Origin of the sequence: Corynebacterium sanguinis, assembly GCF_007641235.1 — a bacterium.
In the GTDB taxonomy this organism is placed as follows: Bacteria; Actinomycetota; Actinomycetes; order Mycobacteriales; family Mycobacteriaceae; genus Corynebacterium; species Corynebacterium sanguinis.
In genome coordinates this window covers 2,283,686-2,305,824 of sequence record NZ_CP038157.1, presented here as the reverse complement: position 1 = coordinate 2,305,824, position 22,139 = coordinate 2,283,686, and the positions used below count along the sequence as shown (strand labels likewise).

Annotated in this window: 25 protein-coding genes and 1 pseudogene; 14 read left to right on the top strand and 12 right to left on the bottom strand. The window is 64.5% G+C overall.

Annotation, left to right across the window (positions count from 1 at the left end):
- Window positions 1–51: 51 nt before the first annotated feature.
- Window positions 52–594 carry a histidine phosphatase family protein gene (locus tag E3227_RS11115; RefSeq protein WP_144318517.1) on the top strand — a complete coding sequence of 181 codons (543 nt, stop codon included), beginning with the start codon at window positions 52–54 and terminating at the stop codon, window positions 592–594.
- Window positions 591–1,325: a protein kinase family protein gene (locus tag E3227_RS11110; RefSeq protein WP_144318516.1), complete on the top strand. Its 735-nt coding sequence runs from the start codon at window positions 591–593 to the stop codon at window positions 1,323–1,325. Before E3227_RS11115 ends, E3227_RS11110 begins: the two co-directional genes overlap by 4 nt.
- 3 nt (window positions 1,326–1,328) lie before the next feature.
- On the opposite strand, the gene E3227_RS11105 is transcribed toward E3227_RS11110, so the two are convergent.
- Together E3227_RS11105 and E3227_RS11100 are read right to left on the bottom strand one after the other, a co-directional pair.
- A complete protein-coding gene (locus E3227_RS11105; protein ID WP_144318515.1) occupies window positions 1,329–1,871 on the bottom strand; it encodes a DUF488 domain-containing protein in 543 nt (180 codons plus the stop codon).
- Window positions 1,872–1,922: 51 nt separating this feature from the next.
- Window positions 1,923–2,513 (bottom strand): putative glycolipid-binding domain-containing protein, encoded by a 591-nt coding sequence (locus tag E3227_RS11100; protein ID WP_144318514.1) that lies wholly within the window; start codon window positions 2,511–2,513, stop codon window positions 1,923–1,925.
- Window positions 2,514–2,631: 118 nt separating this feature from the next.
- Between E3227_RS11100 and E3227_RS11495 the strand changes: the two genes are divergently transcribed.
- Together E3227_RS11495 and E3227_RS11095 are read left to right on the top strand one after the other, a co-directional pair.
- Window positions 2,632–2,778: a hypothetical protein gene (locus tag E3227_RS11495; protein WP_153257543.1), complete on the top strand. Its 147-nt coding sequence runs from the start codon at window positions 2,632–2,634 to the stop codon at window positions 2,776–2,778.
- Window positions 2,771–3,751 (top strand): NAD(P)-binding domain-containing protein, encoded by a 981-nt coding sequence (locus E3227_RS11095; protein ID WP_144318513.1) that lies wholly within the window; start codon window positions 2,771–2,773, stop codon window positions 3,749–3,751. Before E3227_RS11495 ends, E3227_RS11095 begins: the two co-directional genes overlap by 8 nt.
- Window positions 3,752–3,829: 78 nt before the next feature.
- Here the strand turns inward: E3227_RS11095 and E3227_RS11090 are convergent, their stop codons facing one another.
- Both E3227_RS11090 and cmtR read right to left on the bottom strand, forming a co-directional pair.
- Window positions 3,830–5,722 (bottom strand): heavy metal translocating P-type ATPase, encoded by a 1,893-nt coding sequence (locus tag E3227_RS11090; protein WP_144318512.1) that lies wholly within the window; start codon window positions 5,720–5,722, stop codon window positions 3,830–3,832.
- A complete protein-coding gene (cmtR, locus tag E3227_RS11085) occupies window positions 5,676–6,077 on the bottom strand; it encodes a Cd(II)/Pb(II)-sensing metalloregulatory transcriptional regulator CmtR (protein WP_144318511.1) in 402 nt (133 codons plus the stop codon). The genes E3227_RS11090 and cmtR overlap by 47 nt, the downstream gene beginning before the upstream one ends.
- A 363-nt stretch (window positions 6,078–6,440) precedes the next feature.
- On the opposite strand from cmtR, the gene E3227_RS11075 reads away from it, so the two are divergent.
- The 3 genes from E3227_RS11075 (at window position 6,441) to E3227_RS11065 (ending at window position 8,462) form a co-directional block, all read left to right on the top strand.
- Window positions 6,441–7,652: an alpha/beta hydrolase gene (locus E3227_RS11075; RefSeq protein ID WP_144318510.1), complete on the top strand. Its 1,212-nt coding sequence runs from the start codon at window positions 6,441–6,443 to the stop codon at window positions 7,650–7,652.
- A 68-nt stretch (window positions 7,653–7,720) separates the two neighbouring features.
- Window positions 7,721–8,203 (top strand): DUF4395 domain-containing protein, encoded by a 483-nt coding sequence (locus E3227_RS11070; protein ID WP_144318509.1) that lies wholly within the window; start codon window positions 7,721–7,723, stop codon window positions 8,201–8,203.
- 25 nt (window positions 8,204–8,228) lie between these two features.
- Entirely contained in the window at window positions 8,229–8,462 is a 234-nt protein-coding gene (locus tag E3227_RS11065) for a DUF3072 domain-containing protein (protein WP_092147673.1), read from the top strand.
- Here E3227_RS11065 and E3227_RS11060 read toward each other — a convergent pair.
- A complete protein-coding gene (locus E3227_RS11060; RefSeq protein WP_144318662.1) occupies window positions 8,449–8,916 on the bottom strand; it encodes a hotdog fold domain-containing protein in 468 nt (155 codons plus the stop codon). The two genes, E3227_RS11065 and E3227_RS11060, sit on opposite strands and share 14 nt — an antisense overlap.
- Window positions 8,917–8,979: 63 nt before the next feature.
- Window positions 8,980–9,789 carry a non-homologous end joining protein Ku gene (gene ku, locus E3227_RS11055; RefSeq protein WP_144318508.1) on the bottom strand — a complete coding sequence of 270 codons (810 nt, stop codon included), beginning with the start codon at window positions 9,787–9,789 and terminating at the stop codon, window positions 8,980–8,982.
- A 41-nt stretch (window positions 9,790–9,830) separates the two neighbouring features.
- On the opposite strand from ku, the gene E3227_RS11050 reads away from it, so the two are divergent.
- The 6 genes and pseudogenes from E3227_RS11050 to E3227_RS11025 all read left to right on the top strand — a co-directional run bounded on the left by E3227_RS11050 (window position 9,831) and on the right by E3227_RS11025 (window position 15,672).
- Window positions 9,831–12,086, top strand: a complete 2,256-nt coding sequence (locus E3227_RS11050; protein ID WP_144318507.1) for an ATP-dependent DNA ligase — start codon at window positions 9,831–9,833, stop codon at window positions 12,084–12,086.
- 2 nt (window positions 12,087–12,088) lie between these two features.
- Window positions 12,089–12,580 carry a 2'-5' RNA ligase gene (locus E3227_RS11045; RefSeq protein WP_311196716.1) on the top strand — a complete coding sequence of 164 codons (492 nt, stop codon included), beginning with the start codon at window positions 12,089–12,091 and terminating at the stop codon, window positions 12,578–12,580.
- A gap of 10 nt (window positions 12,581–12,590) precedes the next feature.
- On the top strand, window positions 12,591–13,061 hold the full coding sequence (locus E3227_RS11040) for a hypothetical protein (protein ID WP_144318505.1): 471 nt from the start codon (window positions 12,591–12,593) through the stop codon (window positions 13,059–13,061).
- Between the two features lie 4 nt (window positions 13,062–13,065).
- A pseudogene (locus E3227_RS11035) lies at window positions 13,066–14,108 on the top strand (flavin-containing monooxygenase).
- Window positions 14,109–14,265: 157 nt separating this feature from the next.
- The gene (locus E3227_RS11030; RefSeq protein ID WP_170228680.1) at window positions 14,266–14,544 is read left to right on the top strand and encodes a fibronectin type III domain-containing protein; all 279 of its coding nucleotides are present in this window, start codon (window positions 14,266–14,268) and stop codon (window positions 14,542–14,544) included.
- Between the two features lie 12 nt (window positions 14,545–14,556).
- A complete protein-coding gene (locus E3227_RS11025) occupies window positions 14,557–15,672 on the top strand; it encodes a metallophosphoesterase family protein (RefSeq protein ID WP_144318503.1) in 1,116 nt (371 codons plus the stop codon).
- On the opposite strand, the gene E3227_RS11020 is transcribed toward E3227_RS11025, so the two are convergent.
- The 4 genes from E3227_RS11020 to E3227_RS11005 form a co-directional block, all read right to left on the bottom strand.
- Window positions 15,669–16,388 carry a spermidine synthase gene (locus E3227_RS11020; RefSeq protein WP_246062693.1) on the bottom strand — a complete coding sequence of 240 codons (720 nt, stop codon included), beginning with the start codon at window positions 16,386–16,388 and terminating at the stop codon, window positions 15,669–15,671. The two genes, E3227_RS11025 and E3227_RS11020, sit on opposite strands and share 4 nt — an antisense overlap.
- 188 nt (window positions 16,389–16,576) lie before the next feature.
- Window positions 16,577–17,368 (bottom strand): ABC transporter ATP-binding protein, encoded by a 792-nt coding sequence (locus tag E3227_RS11015; protein WP_144318501.1) that lies wholly within the window; start codon window positions 17,366–17,368, stop codon window positions 16,577–16,579.
- A complete protein-coding gene (locus E3227_RS11010) occupies window positions 17,361–18,227 on the bottom strand; it encodes an ABC transporter permease (protein WP_144318500.1) in 867 nt (288 codons plus the stop codon). The genes E3227_RS11015 and E3227_RS11010 overlap by 8 nt, the downstream gene beginning before the upstream one ends.
- Window positions 18,228–18,232: 5 nt before the next feature.
- Window positions 18,233–19,234, bottom strand: coding sequence for an ABC transporter substrate-binding protein (locus E3227_RS11005; RefSeq protein WP_144318499.1), 1,002 nt, complete (start codon window positions 19,232–19,234; stop codon window positions 18,233–18,235).
- A gap of 151 nt (window positions 19,235–19,385) precedes the next feature.
- Between E3227_RS11005 and E3227_RS11000 the strand changes: the two genes are divergently transcribed.
- Entirely contained in the window at window positions 19,386–19,802 is a 417-nt protein-coding gene (locus E3227_RS11000) for a VOC family protein (RefSeq protein ID WP_144318498.1), read from the top strand.
- Window positions 19,803–19,810: 8 nt separating this feature from the next.
- Here E3227_RS11000 and E3227_RS10995 read toward each other — a convergent pair whose 3' ends face one another.
- Both E3227_RS10995 and E3227_RS10990 read right to left on the bottom strand, forming a co-directional pair.
- Complete coding sequence (locus tag E3227_RS10995; RefSeq protein ID WP_144318497.1) at window positions 19,811–21,163, bottom strand: DHA2 family efflux MFS transporter permease subunit; 1,353 nt, start codon at window positions 21,161–21,163, stop codon at window positions 19,811–19,813.
- A gap of 63 nt (window positions 21,164–21,226) precedes the next feature.
- Window positions 21,227–22,060, bottom strand: coding sequence for an ATP-grasp domain-containing protein (locus E3227_RS10990; protein ID WP_246062692.1), 834 nt, complete (start codon window positions 22,058–22,060; stop codon window positions 21,227–21,229).
- Window positions 22,061–22,139: the final 79 nt, after the last annotated feature.

Here is a 22,139-nt window from a genome sequence, read left to right as displayed (position 1 = left end):
ACGGTACGCGTGTTTCCTGGGTGGGTATCCGCGATGGCTTATCATCCCTTCATGGCCACCATCTACCTCATTCGCCACGGCGAGACCCCGACGACCGGCAAAAACCTTCCTGGGCGCGCGCCGGGGTTGCACCTTTCGGAGAGGGGGTGCATGCAAGCTGCGGCTGTGGCCAAGCAACTCGCCAGCGTGGACGCGGTGTACTCCTCACCGCTCGAGCGCGCTCGGGAGACTGCTTTACCCACCTGCGAACGGTTCCAAAAAGAGCTCGTGCTTGACGACGGCCTGCTGGAAGCGGATTTCGGCACATGGACCGGCGAATCCTTGGCCGACCTTGCCACGTTGCCCGAGTGGCAGGTCGTGCAGAGGCGGCCTGGGGAGTTCCGCTTCCCTGGCGGCGAGTCGTTCGTGGAGATGCAACACCGCGTAGTGGGTTGCGTGCGCACGATCGCGGCGCGGCACCCGGGCGAGGCGGTGGCCTGCTTCACCCACGCCGACCCGATCAAGGCGGCGTTGGCGCATTTCACGGGACGGGGGTGGGGCGCGTTCCAGCAGATCCCGGCGGAACCGTGCTCAGTGTCGGAGCTTGAGCTGTGACCGCGAATGAGCTGCTTGAACTGCTTCAACACGGCGAGGTCGGTTTCGTAGGCCAGCTCGCGGAGTCCTCGAACCTCACGGTGGTTGTGGACCTCACGCTAGCTCGCGACGGTGGCCGAGAGGACTACTGCTGGGGCATCTTCAAGCCTGAGGCGGGGGAGCGCTACCTCCACGATTTCCCGGCGGGGCTGTGGCGGCGCGAGCGGGCTGCGTACCTGCTCAGCGCGTGGCTGGGCTGGGACATCGTGCCGCCCACGGTGGTGCGCGAGGTGGGCCCGCTCGGTGTCGGGTCGTTGCAGTACTACGTGGACAACGACGGCTCCCACTATTTCCCGCTGTACGAGACCCGCCCCGACCTGCATCCCCAGTTACTGCGCATGGCTGTTTTCGACTTATTGGTGAATAACACGGACCGTAAATCGGGCCATGTTTTGCTCGCCCGCTCGCAAAACGAGAACCGCGTTGACCACGTGTGGGGCATCGACCAGGGACTGTGCTTTCACCATGATCCGAAGTTGCGCACCGTGATCTGGGACTTCGCGCACGAGGCGATCCCATCCGAGCTGGTGGATGCGGTCGAGCCGCTCACGGGGGAAGTGCCGGAGGAGGTGGCGTCATTGTTGACACCGGAAGAGGTGGCGGCGTTGAAATCGCGCGCCTTACGCATCGTGCGCCTGCCGTGGTTGCCCGAGCCCCAGTCCGAGTTTCCTTACCCCTGGCCCCTGGTGTAAGCGCTATTCCCGCGCGGGGTAGCGCACGAGGAGGTCGTCGCCGACCACGGCACCGTCGTTAAGCGTTGCTTTGCGTATCGACGCACCTTCGGCCCCCAACCCCATCACGTGCTCCACCTCGTCCCCGTGGGCGAGGAGGTGATCAGTGATGATGCGGCGGTGGCAGCGCCACCACACCGCCTCGGAACACATGATGGCGGTCGGCGTGTGAGCGGCGTGCTGGCCCAGTTTCTCCAATGCTGTTGAGAATTCTTCACCCAGGGCGTGGTCGGCGTAGTTGTGAAAGCTGCGGTTTTGCCAGTGGGCGTTGACCTCGAACGGGATCGTCTTGGATACGTTGCGCCGCCCCGCCAGCCCCTCGTTCTTCATGTAGGCGATGCCGTGTGTGGGGAGGCGCTGGGTGAGGGAGTCGTCGTTGAACCACGGGTACTTCCGTGAACCGGTCAGCTTGCGCACATCGACGACTGCCGCGACCCCGGCTGCCTGAAGCATGCGCACGAACTCGTCGAATTCAAGGTTGGAGTGGCCGACGGTGAAGATGCGCATGGGTGCCACCGTACCCCGAACCCGAGGTGCTCTTGAGCGGAGCCGCCTGAATCAGACCCGCTGGGCGAGATCAGGGTAATGTACGACCACTCCGTCACTGTCCACTTCTAATTCGACATCGACTCCACGTGTTCCACTTGCGTAGCGGACTGTCTTAGAGTCGATTGAGCTGTAGTACTGGTCCGAAGCGATCACTTCTAGCGATGGCATATCAATCCAGGCCATGATGAGTTGCGTCTTAGGAACCTGAGCTTCCAAAAGCCCCAAGCGGCGAATGGGCATCGTGTTCGTGAGCGGGCAAAGGCCGAGGTCGCAATCCAGCGCGTCTTCCAGGTCTGCTGAACGAACAATTCCGGGGGAGGGCAGATTTGTTGGCGGGGTCCCCTCTTCTTTGGTCTGCGACGACCATACGCCCTGCTCGGACCTGACGAGTTTGAGGCTCCGCTCCCAACCATCGCCTTCAACGTTCACCGTCACATTCTGGGTGGCCCAGTTCTCCGTGGCCTCTAGTGCCCAGGTTGCCTGGTAACCCTCTCCGTATTGCACTCCGGTGGCCGATAAACCGGCTCCGTGAAACCGAACCGTAGCCTCGTTCTGGATGACGGGGTTGTCGATGTGCACCCACCCGTAGCTACGTTCCATGGTGGTTAGTCTATCGAGAGACCGCGCATGGGAAAGCGGGTAGTCGACTGCAACTGGGCCCGAGAAGAGTGTTGCGGGTTCTGCAGTTTTTCGGGGGACGCTGGCTACACTCGCGGGCATGAAGCGCTTGTCCATCAGAATGGTGGCGGAGATTGTGGCCTCCGCCGGTGTTGTCCCGCCTGCGTGCGGTGGCCCGCGCCAGAATGACCGTCAGGCGGCGCTTGAGGTCCCTGCGGGTGCAATGGCGGTGCTCTCCAATGACTGAGCACCACACTGCCATCGTCGTCGGCGGTGGCCAGTCCGGTTTAGCCACGGCCTATTATCTGCGGCGCTTCAAAGTGGATTTCCTGGTCCTGGACAACCAGGAAGAAGCTGGCGGAGCATGGTTGCACGCATGGCCTTCGCTGACGCTTTTCTCTGCCGCGGGGTTCTCTAATCTGCCCGGCTGGCCTATGCCGCACTACCCGGGGTATCCGCCGGCACACCATGTCATCGACTACCTGGAACACTACGAACAGCGCTACGACATCCCAGTTAGGCGCCCCGTACACGTCCGCAGCGTGTCTTGTGATGGTGGGGTGTTTCATCTGGACACGTCTGCGGGTCAGTTCACAGCGGAGCACGTTGTCGCGGCCACAGGCACGTGGTCCGCGCCTTTCGTGCCCCACTATCCCGGCACCTTCCGTGGCCGCCAGTGGCACTCGTCGATCTACCCCGGGCCGGAACCATTCCGCGGTGCGAAGGTCGCGGTGGTCGGTGGGGCGAATTCGGGTGCTCAGATCGCCGCGGATCTCATCGGGACGTCGGAGGTCACATGGTACACACGTGAGCAACCGCGCTGGATGCCTGACGACATCGATGGCCGCGATCTCTTTCTTAACAGCCGCCGCCGGATTCTAGGCGGCGATTCCGGCCCGAACCTCGGGGACATTGTTGCGCTTCCTCATCTACGTGAGCTCCGCAACTCCGGTCAGCTCACCGCTACCCCCATCTTCGATAGCTTGAACGAGCTCGACCACGACCACCTGATCTGGTGCACTGGTTTTCGTCCGGCCCTCGGCCCATTCCGCCACCTCATGCGCGGCCGCGAACCTGAAGTGGGGAATCTGCATCTAGTCGGTTACGGCAACTGGACCGGCGACGGCTCGGCAACGCTGATGGGTGTGGGGCCCTTTGCCAAACACACTGCCCAGGTAGTCGCGGGCCGTGTCGATGAAGCTCCGCATCAAAAGTTTTGAGATGTCGCTTGCTCCCTGAGCAGCTCGATCCTTCCAAGATCCGCGTTGGAGAGCCAGCGCGCTGGGCGAAAGTGTGGCTCAGCGCTTCGCTTGCGCAGCCCGCAGGCCGTTCAAGATCACGATGACTTCGGCGACCTCGTGAACCAACACGACGGCCGCCAGGCCCAGCATGCCGCTGATCGCCAGCGGCATCAACACGATGATGATGGCCAGAGACAGCACGATGTTCTGGTTGATGATCCTGCTGCCTCGGCGGGCGTGCTGCAGAGTCTGCGGGATCAGCCGGAGGTCATGGCCGGTGAAGGCGACATCAGCGGACTCGATCGCGGCGTCGGAGCCAGTCGCTCCCATCGCTATGCCCACCGTCGCGCCCGCCAGTGCCGGCGCGTCGTTGATGCCGTCACCGATCATCGCCGTCGGCGTCTTGGAGGAGAGTTCGGCTACGATGCTCGCCTTGTCCTCCGGGCGCAGCTCGGCGCGCACGTCGTCGATTCCGGCGATTTCAGCCAGTGCCCGGGCGGTGCGAGTGTTGTCACCGGTGAGCATGCTCACTTCCACGTCGTTGGCGTGCAGGGTCTGCACGGCTTCGGGCACCTCGGGCCGCAGCTCGTCGCGGACCCCGATCGCCCCGGCAAGGGCGTCATCGACGGCGACCAGGACGCAGGTCTGCCCCTCGGACTCCATGCGCTCAACATCGGCCTTCAGTGGCCCGGCGTCGATCCATCGGGGGCTGCCCACCAGCACCCGTCGACCTTCGACGGTGCCACTGATGCCATGCCCGGATTCCTCGCTGATGTCCAGGGCAGCGGGCGCTTCGGGCCCCGCCGCCGCGATCGCCGCGGCGAGGGGGTGCGTCGATTGCTGCTCAACTGCCGCCGCAAAAGCAAGCACTTGCGCCCGATTGAATCCGTCTGCCGGGACCACGCCGGTAACCTCGGGCTGGTTGCGGGTGAGGGTTCCAGTCTTGTCCACCGCCAGGTGACGGATGCCGCCGAGCCGCTCGAACGCCGCTCCGGACTTGATGACCACGCCAAACTGGCTGGCTGCGCCGATCGCGGCCACGACCGTCAGCGGCACGGAGATTGCCAGCGCGCACGGCGACGCTGCAACCAGGACCACCAGTGCACGGGTGATCCACGTCTCGGGGTCGCCCAGCAGCGAGCCGATCACGCCGACCAGCACCGCCAGGATCATCACCCCGGGCACTAAGGGTCGGGCAATCCGGTCGGCGATCCGGGCGCGGTCGCCCTTTTCCGCCTGCGCCTGCTCGACCAGGTCCACGAGTGTGGTCAGTGAGTTGTCCGCTCCAGCTGCGGTCGTCTCGACCTCCAGCACACCGGCGGAGTTGATCGCTCCCGCGGGCACCTCGTCGCCGGGCGCGACCTCCTCTGGAATGGATTCTCCGGTGATCGCTGAGGTGTCAAGGCTGGAGCGTCCGGAACGAATGATGCCGTCCGTGGCGATCCGCTCCCCGGGGCGCACGAGCATCAGCTCGCCAACCACGAGGTCTTTCGCTACGACCTCGACCGCCGTGCCGTCGCGCAGCACCGTTGCGGTCTGCGGCACCAACTTCAACAGTGCCCGCAGTCCGCCCTGGGCCCGGTCCATTGCCTTGTCCTCCAGCGCCTCAGCGATCGAGTACAGGAACGCTAGCGCCGCGGCCTCTCCGACGAAGCCGAGGATCACCGCGCCGACCGCGCTGATCGTCATCAGCAAACCAATGCCGAGCTTGCGCTTCGTGACAAGGCTCCGTATTGCGCTGGGCGCGAACGTGTATGCGCCTAGCAGCAGACCGACCCAGAACAGTATCGTCGCGGGTGTCTCCAGCCCGGACCAGTCCAGCGCCAGGCCTATGCAGAGGGCTACGCCGGAGAAGATCGGCAGTAGCAACTCGGGGTCCTTCCACCATGGCCGATCGAGCTCTTCAATCTCCGTGGCGGTTTCGTGTTCGCATCCACACGCCGAGCTCATGCGTCCGCCCCTTTTCACCGCAGCCGGGCACCGAGCACTCAGGGTCGATGCACGGGGCGTTTTCGTCGACAGCCAACGTTGCGTTCACCAGCGCGTCGAGCGCTGCCGCGAGGTGCGGATCGGCGATTTCGTAGCGAGTTTTGCGGCCCTCTGGCTCGGCGACGATGATGCCGCAGTCGCGCAAGCAGGTCAGGTGGTTCGAGACGTTCGAACGGGTCAGGTCAAGGTCGCGCGCAAGCACGGCTGGGTAGCTCGGGCCGTCGAGTAGGGTCATCAGGATTCGGGAGCGCGTCGGATCGGCCATAGCCCGGCCGAGCCGGTTCATGACGTCGAGGCGTGAAGCAATAGTCAGCATGTGCTGAACTATACAGTATTCACTGAACTATTCAACATGCACTGAACTGACGGTTACGCGAAGGTCCTGCGACCTGCAGGAATTAGTCGATGGGGTAGCAGATGACTGATCCTTTGTGGTTCGGCTGCCACCCAACGCGGGAGCGACGTGGGCGGCGAGGTTCTCCAGAATCTTCACGTTGACGTCCACGCCATCCCGCAAAAGCTTTACGTGTTTCCATGCGCCCATATGTTCTCTGTGTACTGACGCAATTACTGTTTTCTGATTGTTGCAGGCTAACGAGAAAGTAACTTTGCAACTACATACCGTCGAGTTCAAGTTCAACGTCTAGGGGCCTGCCCGGACGCGGTTAGGCTCGGTGTCATGGTTGACACGAGACTGACTGTCCTGGGCGCGGCGGCGGCCGCCGCGCTCGCGTACACCGCGTACCGTTCGCGACACAACGCACGTTCTCTCCGGCGCGGAGCCGGCACCACGAGCGCCGCCGCCCGCGAGCTCGCCATTCCCGAATCCGCCGTGGGAACGGTGCTGGAGAAAGAACAGCTGGACAGCGACCGGATCATCTCCGCCCCGGGCGGCTCGGCCACGTTCCTCGTCCGGTATGGCTCCCGCAACGCGCACGGCGAGCCGATCGCCGCGACCGGGTTGGTCACCCTCCCGCGCGGAGACGCGCCCGAGGGCGGGTGGCCGGTGCTCAGCTGGGCGCACGGCACGACGGGCCTGAGTAAGCGCGCCGCCCCCTCGACGGCGCTGGACACCCACCCGGACGAGGAGACGCTCGTGCTGGCGGCGCGCGACTACCTGCAACCCTGGCTGGACAAGGGCTTCGCGGTGATCCAGCCCGATTACGAGGGTCTGGGCACGGTGGGCAGCGGCACCTACACGGACCGCCACTCGCTGGCCTCGGCAGTCAATGAGATGGTCCGGGCGACGCGCGGGGAGTTCTCGTTCGGGGAAACCTGGTACAACACCGGGTGGAGCCAGGGAGGCTTCGCCGCCGTGGCCGCCGCGTCGGCCGATGACGTGCCGTCGGGACTGCGCAGGACGCTGGCGATCGCCCCCGGCGACAGCTACGTCCCGAAGACCCCCGTCCCCTCCGTGAACTCGCTGCTCGTGAAAAAAGTAATCGGAACGATCGACGCCGAACATCTCACCTACGTCGCATACGCGGTGCAGGGCGCGGCGAATTTCAATTCGGCGATTCTGCCGGACGATCTCTTCAACGACCGCGGCAAGGAGCCAATGCGGCTGGCCTCCAGCGAGTGCCTGACCACGTTCAAGGAGGTCAGCTCGATCTCCTGGGAGGAGATCTTTAAGGACCGGCCGGACGTTGAGGCGCTGCTGGAGCACTTCTCCTCCAACTCGATGGTGAACATGCGCCCGGTTCAACCGGTGACGATCTTTATCAGCAAAGACGACGACATTATTGATTACCGCCAGATCAGCGTGGCCGCGCGCAGGCTCGCGTTGGTGCCGGGCTGCGATGTCGAGGTGGTGACGCACTCGGGCCCGTCGCACCGGGACATGGTGCGCCGCGCCGTCGCGGACCAGAAGCCCTACGTCCCGGAGCTGTAGGCCAGCCATAGAACAATCGGTCTGTAAAGGGGTTTATTTTTTAGACTGGACTGTCTAAAGTGTGGTCCATGCCCTTTGGAGAATTCCCTGAACGTGTTAATGAATACGCCTCGCGCACGACGGCCGCGCTCGTCGTCGCGCTCGCACTGACCACCATTGTGGCGTGGTTCGTCGCGCCGGCGCTCGTGGCGCTGGCGCTGAACGCGCTGCTTTTTGCAGGGTTCGCCCTGCGTTTGTACGCCGGCCCGAAGTACTCCCTCTTCGGCCAGCTCTCCGTCCGCTACCTGGCCGGCGCCGCCTTCGGCGACCCCCACATCGTCTCGGGCGCGCCGAAGCAATTCGCCCAGGGGATCGGAGTTGCCTTCTCCCTCGTCGCCCTGATGTTCGCGGCGACCGGGCACACCGTCGCCGGCCAGGTCACGCTCTTGATGCTCGTCGCGGCGGCCTCGGCGGAGGCGTTCTTGGGCTTCTGCGCCGGCTGTTGGATCTACCGCCACGGCCAGAAGGCGGGAATCATCTCACCCGACGCCTGCGAGACCTGCGCGATCTAGGCTTGCCAGCGCGTAACATGTAAACATGACTGATCCGAATAACCAGCCCGAGATGCTCGGGGCCACCGGCGACGCGCAGGACCCGAACCTGGAAAAAGACCCCTCCGAATGGGTCAGCGGCGATGAGCCGATGACCGAGGCGCAAAAGTCCTACCTGGACACGCTGGCCAGGCAGGCCGGCGAGCAGATCCCGGCGAACCTGACCAAGGCCCAGGCCTCGGAGCAGATCAACCGCCTCAAGAAGCTCACCGGGAACTAACCCACACGTCGATCTCGGCGATGACGGGCTCGTTGCCGGCGTCGTCGATAAGCGTGCACGAGACGGTGACCAGCTCGCCGCCGGTCTCGCGGGTGATGAGGTCGAAGTCGGGCCACTGGGCGGAGGCGGTCACCGTGAGCCCGCCGGTGGATTTGCTGGGGTATTCCGCGCGCATGCCGCGCGGGATCCATCGGTGCGTGTCGGGAAGCGAGGCCTCGCACAACAGGCCCATGGCGGCCTCGGCGCCGTTGAGCGCGGCGATCACGTGGAAGGTGCCGATGTGGTTGTTCACGCCCCACCACTTGGCAATACGCAATGTGCAGTGGCTCCCGGGTACCAGCTCTTGTATCCGGGGCATCACTGTGCGGAAATATGGCGCCTCGAACCAGTAGAAGGCGGAAAACGCCCCGCGCTTGATGGGGGAGTCGGCGACCTGGTCCCACAGTTCGGCCATCCGGTTGCGGGGCGCGGACGAAGGCGTGTGCGTCACACTCAAGGATAGTATCGGTCGGCGCTCCTACGCGCCCTTCTTTTTGCCGCCCCGCTTGCGGTCCAGCGACGCCTTGAGTGCCTCCATGAGGTCGACCACGTCGGCGTCTTCTTCCTCGTCGGACGGCTTCTGACCGAAGGTCGCTTCGGTGTCGAGGGTGTCTCCCTGGGCAAGTTTGGCGTCGATAAGCTTGCGCAGCTCGATCTGGTAGTCGTCCTCGAACTCCTGCGGGGTGAAGTCGGAGGCGTAAGACTCGACGAGCTGGGCTGAAAGGTCGAGCTCCTTGTCGGAGATCTTGGCGCGAGATTTAGTGCCGGCGAAGTCGACGGCACGAAGCTCGTCGGGCCAGATCATGCCCTGGAGGATGAGCACCTTGCCGCTGACGCGCAGCACCCCGAGGCGCGTCTTCTGGCGAAGCGCGAATTGGACAACGGCGGTGCGGTCGGTCTTCTTCAGGGTCTCGCGCAGCAGCAGGTACGACTTCGGGGTCTTGCCCTCCGGCTCGAGGTAGTAGGACTTTTCCAGCAGGATCGGGTCGATCTGGTCGTTCGGCACGAACTGGACCACCTCGATCTCGTTGTTCTCGGCCTCCGGAAGCGCGTTGAAATCCTCCTTGTCCAGCACGACGGTGTCGCCGTCCTCCTCGTAGGCCTTGTCGATGTGCTTGTACTCGACTTCCTCACCGCAGACCTCGCAACGGCGCTGGTAGCGGATCCGCCCACCGTCTTTGTCGTGGACCTGGTGGAAGGAGATGTCGTGGTCCTCGGTCGCCCCGTAGGCCTTGACGGGGACGTTGACGAGACCGAATGTGATGGAGCCTGTCCAAATCGCGCGCATAGGATGAAGCTTATCCATTATCACGAGCGCAAGGAGGGCGCGTGAAGTTCCAGGTCGACGGCCGCAGCCTCAACGTCACGAGCCTGAACAAGGTGCTCTACCCGTCCACCGGCACGACGAAGGCGGACGTGATGCACTACTACCTCTCCGTCGCTGAGGTTATGATCCCCCAGGTCACGCGGCGCCCGGTGACCCGCAAGCGCTGGCCGGACGGGGTAGAGGGGGAGAGCTTCTTCCGCAAGGACCTCGAGGATTCGGCGCCGGAGTGGGTCACCGTCGGCGAGATCGAGCACTCGACCTCGGTGAATAGGTACCCGCTTGTCGACGCCCCCTCCACCCTCGCCTGGTTCGCCCAAGTCGCCGCCTTGGAGCTGCACACCCCGCAGTGGCGCTTCGCGCCGGACGGCTCGCACGCCAACCCCGACAGGATGGTGCTGGATTTGGACCCCGGGCCGGGTGTGACCATGGCGCAGACGGCGCAGGTGGCGCTGTGGTGCCGGGAGATCCTCGACGGCATGGGCATGGAGTGCGTGCCGGTGACGTCTGGGTCGAAGGGCATCCACCTCTACGCCGCGCTGGACGGCACTTACGACTCCGACACCGTGTCCAAGGTGGCGAAGGCGTTGGCCCGCGGATTGGAAGAGGACTACCCGGACAGGGTGACGTCGGTGATGAAGAAAACTTCGCGCGAGGGCAAGGTGTTTCTGGATTGGAGCCAGAACAATGGGTCGAAGACGACGGTGGCGCCGTACTCCCTGCGCGGGCGCGAGCGGCCCATGGTGGCGGCGCCGAGGACGTGGGAGGAAATCGAGGACCCTGCTCTTAAGCACCTGGACTTCGAGGAAGTCCTCGCGCGTGTGGAGGACGGCATTGACCCGATGGCGCCGCTGGGCGCGCCGGTCGTCGACAGGCTGGCCACCTACCGCTCCATGCGCGACCCGCGCAAGACCGCGGAGCCGGTCCCGCAGGAGGCACCGATGCTACGCGACGGGGAGCCGATCTTTGTCATCCAGGAGCACCACGCGCGCCGCCTGCACTGGGACGTGCGCATCGAGCACGAGGGTGTGCTGGTGTCCTGGGCTGTGCCGAAGGGGCCGCCAGAGGACCCGAAGGAGAACCGGTTGGCGGTGCAGACCGAAGATCACCCGGTCGAGTACGCCACCTTCGAAGGCACGATTGCCAAGGGAGAGTACGGCGCCGGCGAGATGAGCATCTGGGATTCGGGCACCGTGGAGATTGAGAAGTGGCGCGAGGGGGAGGAGGTCATCGCCGTGTTCCGCGGCAGTGGCGGGCCCCGCCGCTACGCGCTCATCCACACCAACGGGAAGAACTGGCTGATGAAGCTGATGGCAAAGCAGCCTAGTTCGCAGCCAAAGTCGCTGACGCCCATGCTCGCGACAATGGGTAGCGCGGGGGATTTGACACTGGGCGAGAAGGACGGGGTGCGCTACGAGTTCGAGATGAAATGGGACGGCTACCGCATCCTCGCGTTCGTGGACGGGGGCAAGGTCACGCTGCGCAGCAGGGCGGGCAAGGACTACACCCACCTGTTCCCCCACGCCAATGAAATCGCCGAGGTGCTTGGCGGCGACGGCGTGTTGGACGGCGAGCTTGTCGCCCTTGATGAGCAGGGGCGCCCCAACTTCTCGCTGCTGCACGCAGCGGACCGGGAAGGGTCCGACGCGGAGCTGCGCTACATGGCGTTCGACGTGCTGGAGGTCGGAGGGCGCTCGATGGTGGGGGAGGCGTACACGGGGCGTCGAGAAGCTATGGAGGCATTGGAGGAGACAGAGCATGTGGCGATCCCGCCGAGGTTTACCGGTTCCTTCGAAACGGCGGAGCAGGCGAGCCGCACGCTCGGCCTGGAGGGGGTGATGGCGAAGCGGGCGGACTCGGTGTACACCCCGGGCGAGCGCTCGAGAGCCTGGCTGAAGCTGAAGACACAGCTGCATCAGGAGGTGGTTGTCGTGGGCGTGAGGACCGGCAAGCGCGCAGTATCGTCGCTGCTCGTGGCGGTGCCCAACGCCGACGGTGAGTTGACCTATGCCGGGCGGGTGGGCACCGGTTTCAGCGCCGCGCAGTTGAGAGACATCGAGAAAAAGTTGCGCGCAGCTGAGCGCAAAACCCCGCCAATTGAAGTGCCGGATTCGGACGCGAAGGACGCGTGGTGGGTCACGCCGAAGTTCGTGGCCGAGGTGCAGGTGGCTGGCAAAACCGGTGGCGGCAGCCTGAGGCAGGCGTCGTGGCGCGGCTGGCGCGAGGACAAGGAACCGGCCGACGTTCGCTGGGAGATGTGAGCGTGTCGCCCGAGAACATCCTGCTGCGGTTGCCGCGCGAGCAGGAGAGCCAAGTGCGCGCAATCTACACCGAGTTGGCGCGCCGCGGTTTCCCGGAGCAGAGTCAGCGCCCGCACGTGAGCGTGACATTCGCTCCGACGATGGACCGGCGGGTGGTGGGGGAAGCCGCGGTGGTACTGCCGCCGTTGCTGCCCGCGCGGATGGAGCGGGTGGGCACCGTGGTGTTCGGCACCAAGAGCAAGCAAACGGTGGCCTGGCTGCTTGAGGCCTCTGACGAGCTGGAGGTCGCGGCTCGCCGGGTGAGCGCGATGAACCCCGACGGGCGCGGTCCGAGGTGGATCCCGCACCTGACGATGGGGTTGCGCATCCCGAAAGCGATCGTTCCCGGGTACATCGAAGCGCTGGCGGAAGCGACCAGCCCGCACCTTACGTCGATTACTGCGCAACGGGCCGCCTTTTACCAACCCGGCCTCGGCGCCGAGCTCGTGCTTTAGAATGGGGGGCGTGGGTACCCGTTACCGCTTCGATCTCCCCAACGACGACTGGTTCATCGGTGAGGCCCCGTCCGGTTACGACTTCATCGTTGCGCGAGCCGGAGACTTCCCGGCGTTCCGCCCCAACATCGGCGCCACCACGATCGGCGTCGGGGCGGGCACGCCGCTGGCCGAAGTGATGGCAAGTTCCGCCAACTCCACCGCCTCGAGCTCCGAGAACCTGAGCGTGGGTGAGGAGGCGATCAACGACGACGGCACTGTCGGCCGCCAGACACTGAGCTTCGCCGTCGCTTCCCCGCACGGCGCGCTCGAGCTGACGCAGTACCAGGTCTTCTACCGGCTTCCCGATGATGCGGGTAGCGCGGGAGAGGAACACGTGCTGTGCGTTGTCATGTCGGCTCAGACGCGCAACGCGGGTGAGCTGTACGACGACTTCGACGCGTTCTTGGACACCCTGCGCTTCGAGGACGCGACGACGTAGCGCCATGAGATTCGGGGAGCTGGCCGCCGATGTCGTCGTCATCGGCGCCGGGCAGGCTGGGTTGTCCGCCACTTTCCACCTGAAGCGCCGTGGCGTGGACCACCTCACCCTCGATGCCTCGACCGCGCCGGGTGGAGCGTGGCTGCAGAGCTGGGACACGCTTACCGTCGAGAGCCTGAACAGCATTTTCGGACTTCCGCTTTCCGTGCCCCGTCTCTCGCCGCGGAGGAGAAAGCTTCCACCGCGGTCCCCGCCTATTTCGCGGACTTCGAGCGGCGCATGTTTCTGAATATCCTGCGTCCGGTGAGAGTTCTCACCGTGCGCAAAAGCGGCGGGGAGTTCCTGGTGGACAGCACCGCGGGCCGTGTACGCGCCCGCGCGGTAATCAACGCAACCGGAACCTGGGACAATCCGCTGCGCGCGGACTATCCAGGACAGGGCAGCTTCGCGGGCCGCCAGATACACACCCGCGATTACCAGGGCCCGGAGGAATTCGCGGGGCAACGCGTCGGGGTTGTCGGCGCCGGTATTTCAGCGCTGCAGCATCTCGAGGAGATTTCGCGGCACGCGGAGACGTTCTGGTACACCCGACGAGAGCCTGAGTTCAGTGCGCGTTTCGACGGGCGCGGGGTGGAGGAGCGCGTGGCGGGAAGCGTAGTGCGCGGCGAGCCCGCGCGCTCGGTGGTGTCCTACACCGGGCTCAACCCAAGCACTGACTATGTCGTGGTGGCTCGCCAGCGTGGGGTGCTCAGACGCCGGGAAATGTTCACGTCGATCGTGCCCGAGGGGGTGGTGGCGGCCGATGGTTCGGTGACCCCGCTCGACGCGCTGGTGTGGGGCACGGGCTTCAGGCCGTCGATAAGCCATCTTTCGCCGCTCGGTCTGGTCAATGAGCGCGGCGGCGTGGCCGTCAATGGAACCGCGGCGACGTCGGAACCGATGGTTCATCTCATTGGTTTCGGCCCGTCGCAGTCGACGGTGGGGGCAAACCGCGCCGGCCGGGAGGCGGCGGTCAGTCTGCGGCGGGTGCTCGGCGAGAAAAAGTGACGGACTTGTGCTGTTATGAACGCATGCTGAAGAAGATTGCCGCTGGCGCGCTGGCGCTTAGCCTCACCGCCGTCCCTGTCGCCCACGCCAGTCGAGCTCGTCACCCAACTCCTCCGCGCCGTCTACGGGCAACGTTTCCGGACCGATCTACCGCGCCGTGGCCGGTGTGGGCGCCGACGCGCAGAGCGTCAACTTCTCTTGGCGCTCCGCCTACGCCGGTGCCGAGTTCGTGCGCTACTACCCGGTGAGCGAACCTACCGCAGCTCAGCAAGTTCCTTCGCGTGAGGCCGATTACGGTGCCATCGCGTACCTGTCCCTCTTCGCCGAGGTTCACGACCTCACCCCGGGTGTGACATACGAGTACCAGATCGGCTCGGACGACGGCGGGTGGAGCAAGCCCGAGACCTTCACTATCGATGACGGGGACGACAACTGAAAGTTCGTCGCGGTGACGGACGCACAGATCGGCGTCGACCTCAAGGTCGCCGAGCAGGCGGTGAACTGGCGCCAGACCGCAGCCAACGCCGCCGCTGCCGCCCCCGACGCCTCGATGTTCCTCTCCCTGGGCGACCAGGTCGAGGGGTGGGGTGACCTGATCGGCTCCGACGGCCAGTACAACGCCTTCTTCTCAGCACCGCAGCTGCGCAACTTCCGCTTCGCCGCTATCCCGGGCAACCACGAGACCTACCCCTCCGAACTGAGCACCCGCCACTTCAAGGAGCATTGGAACCTGCCGAACGAGCTGGGCGACACCTCCAACTACTTCTTCGAGCAGAACAACGCTCTGTTCATCGCGCTGAACTCCAACAACAAAGACGACGCTGGCCTGGAGCAGCAGGCTCAGTTCGTGCGCGACACCGTTGCCTCCCACGGCGGCGACAAGGACTGGGTCATCGTGCTCGACCACTTCGCGTTCCACTCCCACGGTGGCCGCTACACATCCAGTGACATCGTCCGCATGCGCAACAAGCTCAACCCGGTCTTTTCCGAGGCTGGCGTTGACCTGGTTCTCAACGGCCACGACCACATGCACAACCGCTCGTACCTGATGAACGGCCTGACCCCGAAGGTGCCCGAGGCCCCCGCCGCCCCGGGCGACGTGCTTACGAAGGACAAGGGCGAGACGCTCTACCTCACGCTCAACACCGCCGGCGGCGGCAAATTCTACGACTACCAGGGCAACGACGGCAAGGAGTACCCGGGCATGACGCTCGCCGAATCGCGCGAGCGCGGGCTGAACCAGCCGACCATCGCGTTCTGGGACCAGGACTACACCACCGACTACTCCGTGGTGAACGTCAGCGACGACAAACTCAACATCCGCAGCGTCGACTCGGCCGACGACTCGCTAGTTGACGACGTCACGCTCGTACGCTCCGGGGCGACCGCAAAGCCCAGTGACGAGAAGCCGAATGTGCCCGCAGAGGAGTCTTCGTCACAGGCCGTCATCGGCGTTGGTGTCGCGGCGGTGCTGACCGGCATTATCGGCGCCATCGTGGCCAACTTCCCCCAGATCCGCTCCGCCGTTGAGCAGTTCGCGGCACAGTTCGGCATTCAGATTTAGTCGCGCCGCGGCAGGGTGGCGTCGATAAGCTTGCTGGCCCCGAGTGGAAGCGGGCGGTCGGAGCCCGCGAGCACGATGTTGCCATACGCGCGGCCGTCGAGCATATCCTGCTTGGCGACGGCCGCGACATGCGCAAACACCTCACGCATGCCCGCGAGCTCGGCGCGGGCCTCGGGCAACCCATGCCGGTCGCCGACGTTGGCGATGTAATGCCCCCCGGGTTTCAACGCCGCGTGTGCCGCTCGGAAGAATTCGACCGTAGTTAGGGGTCGCGGCGTGGCTGGGCCGGCGAAGACGTCTCGCACAATGACGTCTTGGGACCCCGCTGTCAGAGCGTGGGTGTAGGCGCGGGCCTCCGCGACCACGATCGGGACCGCGGGCTCGAATGCCCAGCGCACGAGGTCCGCTAGCGCTCCGTCGACCTCCACCGCGGTGTGCTCGCCGCCCCAGCGCTGGTGGAAATAGGACGGCAGCACGCACGCCGCCGCGCCCAGGTGGGTGCTGGTGAAGGAGCTGCCGTCACCAGCTTCGGCCACGACATCTGCTATCCACTCCATGTAGTCGTACGTGAGCACTTCGGGGGCGCCGAGGACGATATACGAAGAGGGGACGTCGTTGACCTCGAGGGTGAACCCGCCGTCTCGCAGCGGATCCTCGATGATGCTGGCGGTTCCCGTGTCGATGGGGTACGTGCCTTCGATGCGTTTCTTTGGCATCCGGGGTTTTCGCATAGAGGGGAATTCCGTTCGATGGCTAGCCGCTGTCAGGAAGACGTCAGAGCATTTAAGGAAGGATCTTCCCAGCAAAAACACGCTGAGGTCTTCCGGTTAACGCAGCGTCTTCTTGCTTCGAGAGCCGGGCCACCGGCGGCTAGGCCAATTCCGTGAGTGTGGCTTAGAGTTCATCATCCCAAAAATGCCTTATCGGATAGGGTGGCGCCCTTGACCGCCGCGAATTGGGCGATGAGGTCGCGCACGGTGAGTTTCTGTTTCTCCGTACCCGACGCCTCCCAGACGATGTCACCCTCGTGCATCATGATCAGGCGGTTGCCCACGCGGATAGCCTGCTCCATGTTGTGGGTGACCATCAGCGTTGTCATTCCGCCTTCCTCCACGATCGAATGCGTCAAATTAGTCACCAGGTCGCTGCGCTCGGGGTCGAGCGCGGCCGTGTGCTCGTCGAGAAGCATGACCTTGGGGTTGGTGAACCCGGCCATGAGAAGTGACAGCGCCTGTCGCTGGCCTCCCGAGAGCAGGCCTACCTTGTGTTCGAGCCGGTTCTCCAGACCCAGTTCCAGCGTGGCGAGGCGTTCCCGGAAGAACGAGCGGCGGGACTGCGTCAGGCAGCGCCCCAGGCCCCGGCGTTTGCCGCGCAAATAGGCCAGGGAGAGGTTTTCCTCGATAGTCAGGTTTGGGGCGGTGCCCGCGAGAGGATCCTGGAAAACCCGGCCGATGAGTTTCGCCCTGGAGTGTTCTTTCTGGGAGGTGACATCGCGGGCATCAATAAGCACGCTGCCCGCGTCCGGGCTGAGGCGGCCCGCGACGATGTTCAGGAGCGTCGATTTGCCCGCGCCGTTGGAGCCGATGACGGTGACAAAGTCACCTTCGGCGAGCGTGAGGTTCACGCCTTTGAGCGCGACGCGCTCGTTCGCGGTACCGGCGAAGAAGGTCTTGCGGACGTCGCGGATCTCAAGCATGAGCCTTCCCCTTTGCTCGGGAGGTTAGTTTGGGCAGAAGCAGTGCGGCGACCACGAGCACAGCCGAGACCAGTTTCATATCGTTCGGGTCGAGGCCGACCTGCAGAGCGAAGAAGATGATCAGGCGGTAGGCGACAGCGCCGACGACAACCGCTGCGATGGCTTGCAGCAAGTGGCGCTGTCCGACGATCGCCTGGCCCACAATGACGGAGGCGAGACCGACGACGATGAGGCCTATGCCCATCGAGATGTCCGCGAAACCCTGGTACTGGGCGACCAGCGCGCCGGTCAAACCGACAAGGCCGTTCGACAGGGCAAGCGTGATGATCTTGGTTGCGTCGGTGCCGACACCAAAGGAGGTAATCATCGGGCCGTTGTCACCGGTTGCGCGGATGGCCAGGCCGAGGTCCGTGGTAAGGAACCAGTACACGAGCAGGATGAGCAGGGTTGCGACGGCGGCGAGGATGCCGACACTAACCCAGGTGCCCAGCAGCTTTGACTCTCGTAGCGGCGTGAAAAGTGTCGTCTCGCGCAGCATGGACAGGTTCGCCCCGCCCATGATGCGCAGGTTGATCGACCACAAGCCGATCTGGGTCAAGATGCCGGCGAGCAGCCCGTCGATACCGCCCTTCGTGTGTAGCAGGCCGGTAATGACACCAGCGAGAAACCCGGTGAGAAAACCGGCGAAAGTGGCAACGAACGGGTTAATTCCGTTCGTTATCAGGATGGCGGCGGTGCCGGCGCCCGTCGTGAAGCTTCCGTCCACCGTGAGGTCCGCAAAGTTGAGGACGCGGAAAGTCAGGTAGACGCCGAGCGCCATCACCCCGTAGATGAGTCCGAGTTCGAGAGCTCCGAGCATTGCGGTTAGACGCGTTCGGCCTGGTCGAGGATGTCCTGCGGGATGGTCACGCCCTGGGCCTCGGCAGCGTCCTCGTTGACGTAGTACGCGAACTCGCTGGCGGTCTCCACAGGCATTGTTGCAGGGTCCTCACCGTCGCGCAGGATGCGGATCGCCATCTCACCGGTCTGGCGGCCGAGCTCGAAGTAATCGATGCCGATGGTGGCCACGGCCCCGCCCTCGACGGTGCCAGCCTCGGCGCCGATGACCGGGGTCTTAGCTTCTTCCGCCGCCTGAATCAGCGACGAGATCCCCGAGACCACCATGTTGTCGGTGGGGACGTAGAACGCGTCGACATCGCCGAGCGCGGCGACGGCCTGCGGGATCTCACCCACGCTAGTGATGGTCTGCGTCTTGACGGTCATGCCGCGGCCCTCGGCCTCCGCGGTGGCCTCGTCGACCTGGATCTGGGAGTTGACCTCTCCGGAGGAATAGATGATGCCGATGGTCGAGGCGTCCGGGACCAGCTGCTCGATGAGGTCGAACTGGTCCGCCAGCGGGGTCTTGTCGGAGGTACCCGTGACGTTGCCACCTGGCGATTCGAGGGACTCGACCAGCTGCGCCTCGACCGGGTCGGTCACCGAGGTGAACAGCACGGGGATGTCGGCGATGTTTTGCGCCATGGCCTGCGCGGCCGGGGTGGCGTTCGCAAGCACCAAATCGAGGTCCTGCGCGGTGAACTGCTGCGCAATGGTCAGTGCAGTGGCCTGCTCGCCGTTGGCGTTCTGCTCCTCCCACTTGACGTCGATACCGGCATCTGCGAATGCCTGTTTGAAACCTTCCGTTGCTGAATCGAGGGCGGGGTGTTGGACTAGCTGGGAGATGCCGATGGAGTAGGGCTCTTCGCCTGCATCGGGCTTGGAGGAATCGGCATTGGAGGAACCGGACTCGGAGGAACAACCGGCGAGGGCGAGGGTGGCAGCGGTGAACACTGCGGCGGTGATGCGGATGCGGCTCGTACGGAACACGGGGTCAATCCCTTCAGTCGGGGGCTACAGAATACGTAGAGCGTAAATGAGACATGTCCGCAATGTGGGAACTTTGTTCCAAAAATATCGACGGGTGTACCCGCTGCGTATAGTCGGGAGCGCAAACACCCCTGCACACGAGGAGCACTCCATGGCACAGACCGTCCCGTATCTCTCGTTCCACGGCAACGCAACTGAAATGTTCGGCTACTACCATTCCATCTTCGGCGGCGAGCTCAAGATCATGACCTACGGCGAGCAGATGAACAATGGCGCCGAGTTCCCCTTCGAGGCGCCGCGCTACGCAGTCGCGCACGGCACGTTGACCGGAGTCTTCAACCTCGCCGGCGGCGACGACCTGGAGGATAACTCCGGCGTGCTCAACCGAGGCGACTTCTCCTTCGTCGTCGAGGTCGATTCAGTGGATGAGGGCAACCGCATCATCGAGGCGCTGACGCGGGACGGCGGCCGGGTGACGATGCCATTCATGCAGGCTCCGTGGGGTGACCACTATGGCCAGTGCGAGGACAAGTACGGCATGGCCTGGCACGTTTCTACCGCCGCCTAATCAACCTCTTAGTCATCCCACGTCCTGGTCCGAGCGAACCCGGTGGCGATTGCGGCACCGGCGAGGATGACGATGGCGGGCAGCCACATCGAGTTGCTCATGGCCCGGGCGAAGGCGTCGTCGCCCGCGCCGGGGCCCATGTGGCGGTTGAGCTGCGCCGTCATCAACGTGGCAATGGCGGCGGAGCCGATGACCGCGCCCACTTGACGCACGGTGTTGTACACAGAGGAACCCGCACCTGCAAGCCGCGGGTCGAGGTTGCGCGTGGCGATCATCGACAACGGCCCCCACATCATCGAGTTGCCCAACCCGCTGACTACCGAGATGGCGAGCAGCCAGTTCGGGTTGACGGCCGAGTTGGTGATCAGCGCCATGAGCACGATCGACACTCCGGTCAGCGCAAGGCCGGCGATAGCGAACGGCTTCGGCGGCATCGTGTTCGTCAGCTTGCCGACGTACGGGGCAAGCGCCCCGGACACCACACCCGCCGGCAGAATGAGCAGCGCCGCGTGGGTGGGCGAAAAGCCCCGGGCCTGCTGGATGTAGATCATCCACGGGATGATGTAGGTGGAAATCGCGAAACCGACGGTGAAGACAGCCAAGGCCGCCAGGGTGTAGTTTCTGTCGCTGAACAGTGACGGGGGCACCAGAGGTTCTCCTGTCATGTGGCGCTGCCAAACGGCGAACCCGGCGAGGAAGGCCAGGCCCGCGCCGATGAGCGCCCACGCCGGCCAGGACCACTCCAGGCGCTCCGCCTCCTGAATACCGAAGATGAGGCAGAACATACCGATGGCGCTGATCACCACGCCAGCCCAGTCGAAGGACCTAGCGGTGTTATCGAGCTTCGGCACGAAGCGCAGGGCGAGAACGAGACCGTTGATGCCGATGGGGACGTTGACGAAGAAGATCCACGCCCAGCCGGCGGCGTCGACAAGCAAACCGCCGAGAAGGGGTCCCGTGATCGTGGCGACACCCGCAGTCGCACCCCACACGCCCATCGCGCCCCCGCGCTCGCGCGGTGAGAAAGTGCGGATCATCACACTCATTGTCTGCGGGGTTACCATCGCTCCGCCGAGGCCCTGAAATGCGCGGGCCACGATGAGGGCTTCGATGTTGTGAGCTAATCCGCAAGCGAGCGACGATACCGTGAACAGGGCCAGTCCCGCGAGGTAGAGAGTGCGCGGGCCGAAGCGGTCGCCGAGCCTGCCCGTGATCAGCAGGGGGACCGCGTAGGCGAGGAGGTAGGCGCTATTGACCCAGATGACCGCGTTGTAGGAGGCGTCGAACGCTGCGGTGATGGCGGGGATGGCGACGGCGACAACGGTCGAATCGACGAGGATCATGAAAAAGCCGATCATCATCGTCCACAGTGCGGGCCACGGCTAGGTTTCTGAATTCACCAGGGCGACTTTACGCCGGTGGTCTCAGCGGCGGAGCTGGGCGTGTTTGCTGGGGTGGAAGAGCGCGGGATCCTCATTCAGCGTGTCGTAGATGGCGGAAGGCCGCCACGCTCGCAAGGCAGAGTCGTAGTCGCGGGCAGCGTCGGCGAGGAAGAGCGCCACTTGCTCGATCACCGGGGGTTCCAACGTGGGGCACGAGTTTACCTCGTAGACGACCAATCCACCCGTTGTCGTGTTTTCACCGATGTCCACGCCACCGATCAGGGTGCCGCACGCCCGCGACGCTTTCTCCGCCAGGGAGGCGATCTCGGCGGTGAGCGGGCACATTGCAATACCGCCACCTGCGCGGACGTTTGTGATCCAGCCGCCGTCGGGGGCGTAGCGGTACATGGCGAACACGGGGTGATGGTTGACGGTGTAGACCCTGATATCGCGCCCTGGGTTGTTGATGTAGGGCACCGCGTAATAGCTTGCGGGCGCATTTTTTAGCTTATCGACGGCCACCCTGGCGTCAGCGGGATTGTCGATAAGCGTAAGCCCTTCGCCGCCGAAACCGGAAACTGGTTTCATCACGCTCCGCCCCGTCTCTTGCAGCCACCTTTCGAGGGCGTCCGGGTCACGGCCGGTGATGACGGGGTAGCCCGCGATACCGTGCGACGCTAGATGGGCGCTACACACAGCTTTGTCCTGGGCGCGAAAGAGCGTCAGGGCGTGGTTGATTACAGGGATGCCGGCGGCGGCGAACGCGTCGAGGTGGGCCATACCGAGCAGCAGGAGGTCGTCGAGCACCCAGCCCAAGACGAGGCTCGGGTTGAGCTCTATCCCGGCTACGGAAAAGCCAATTGCGTTGTCATCCATTCCCACTGTGAGATCGTGCGGGTGAACGCGGACGACGGAAACTCCGAGCGCGCGCAGGGCGGGGAAAAGGATGTCGTGG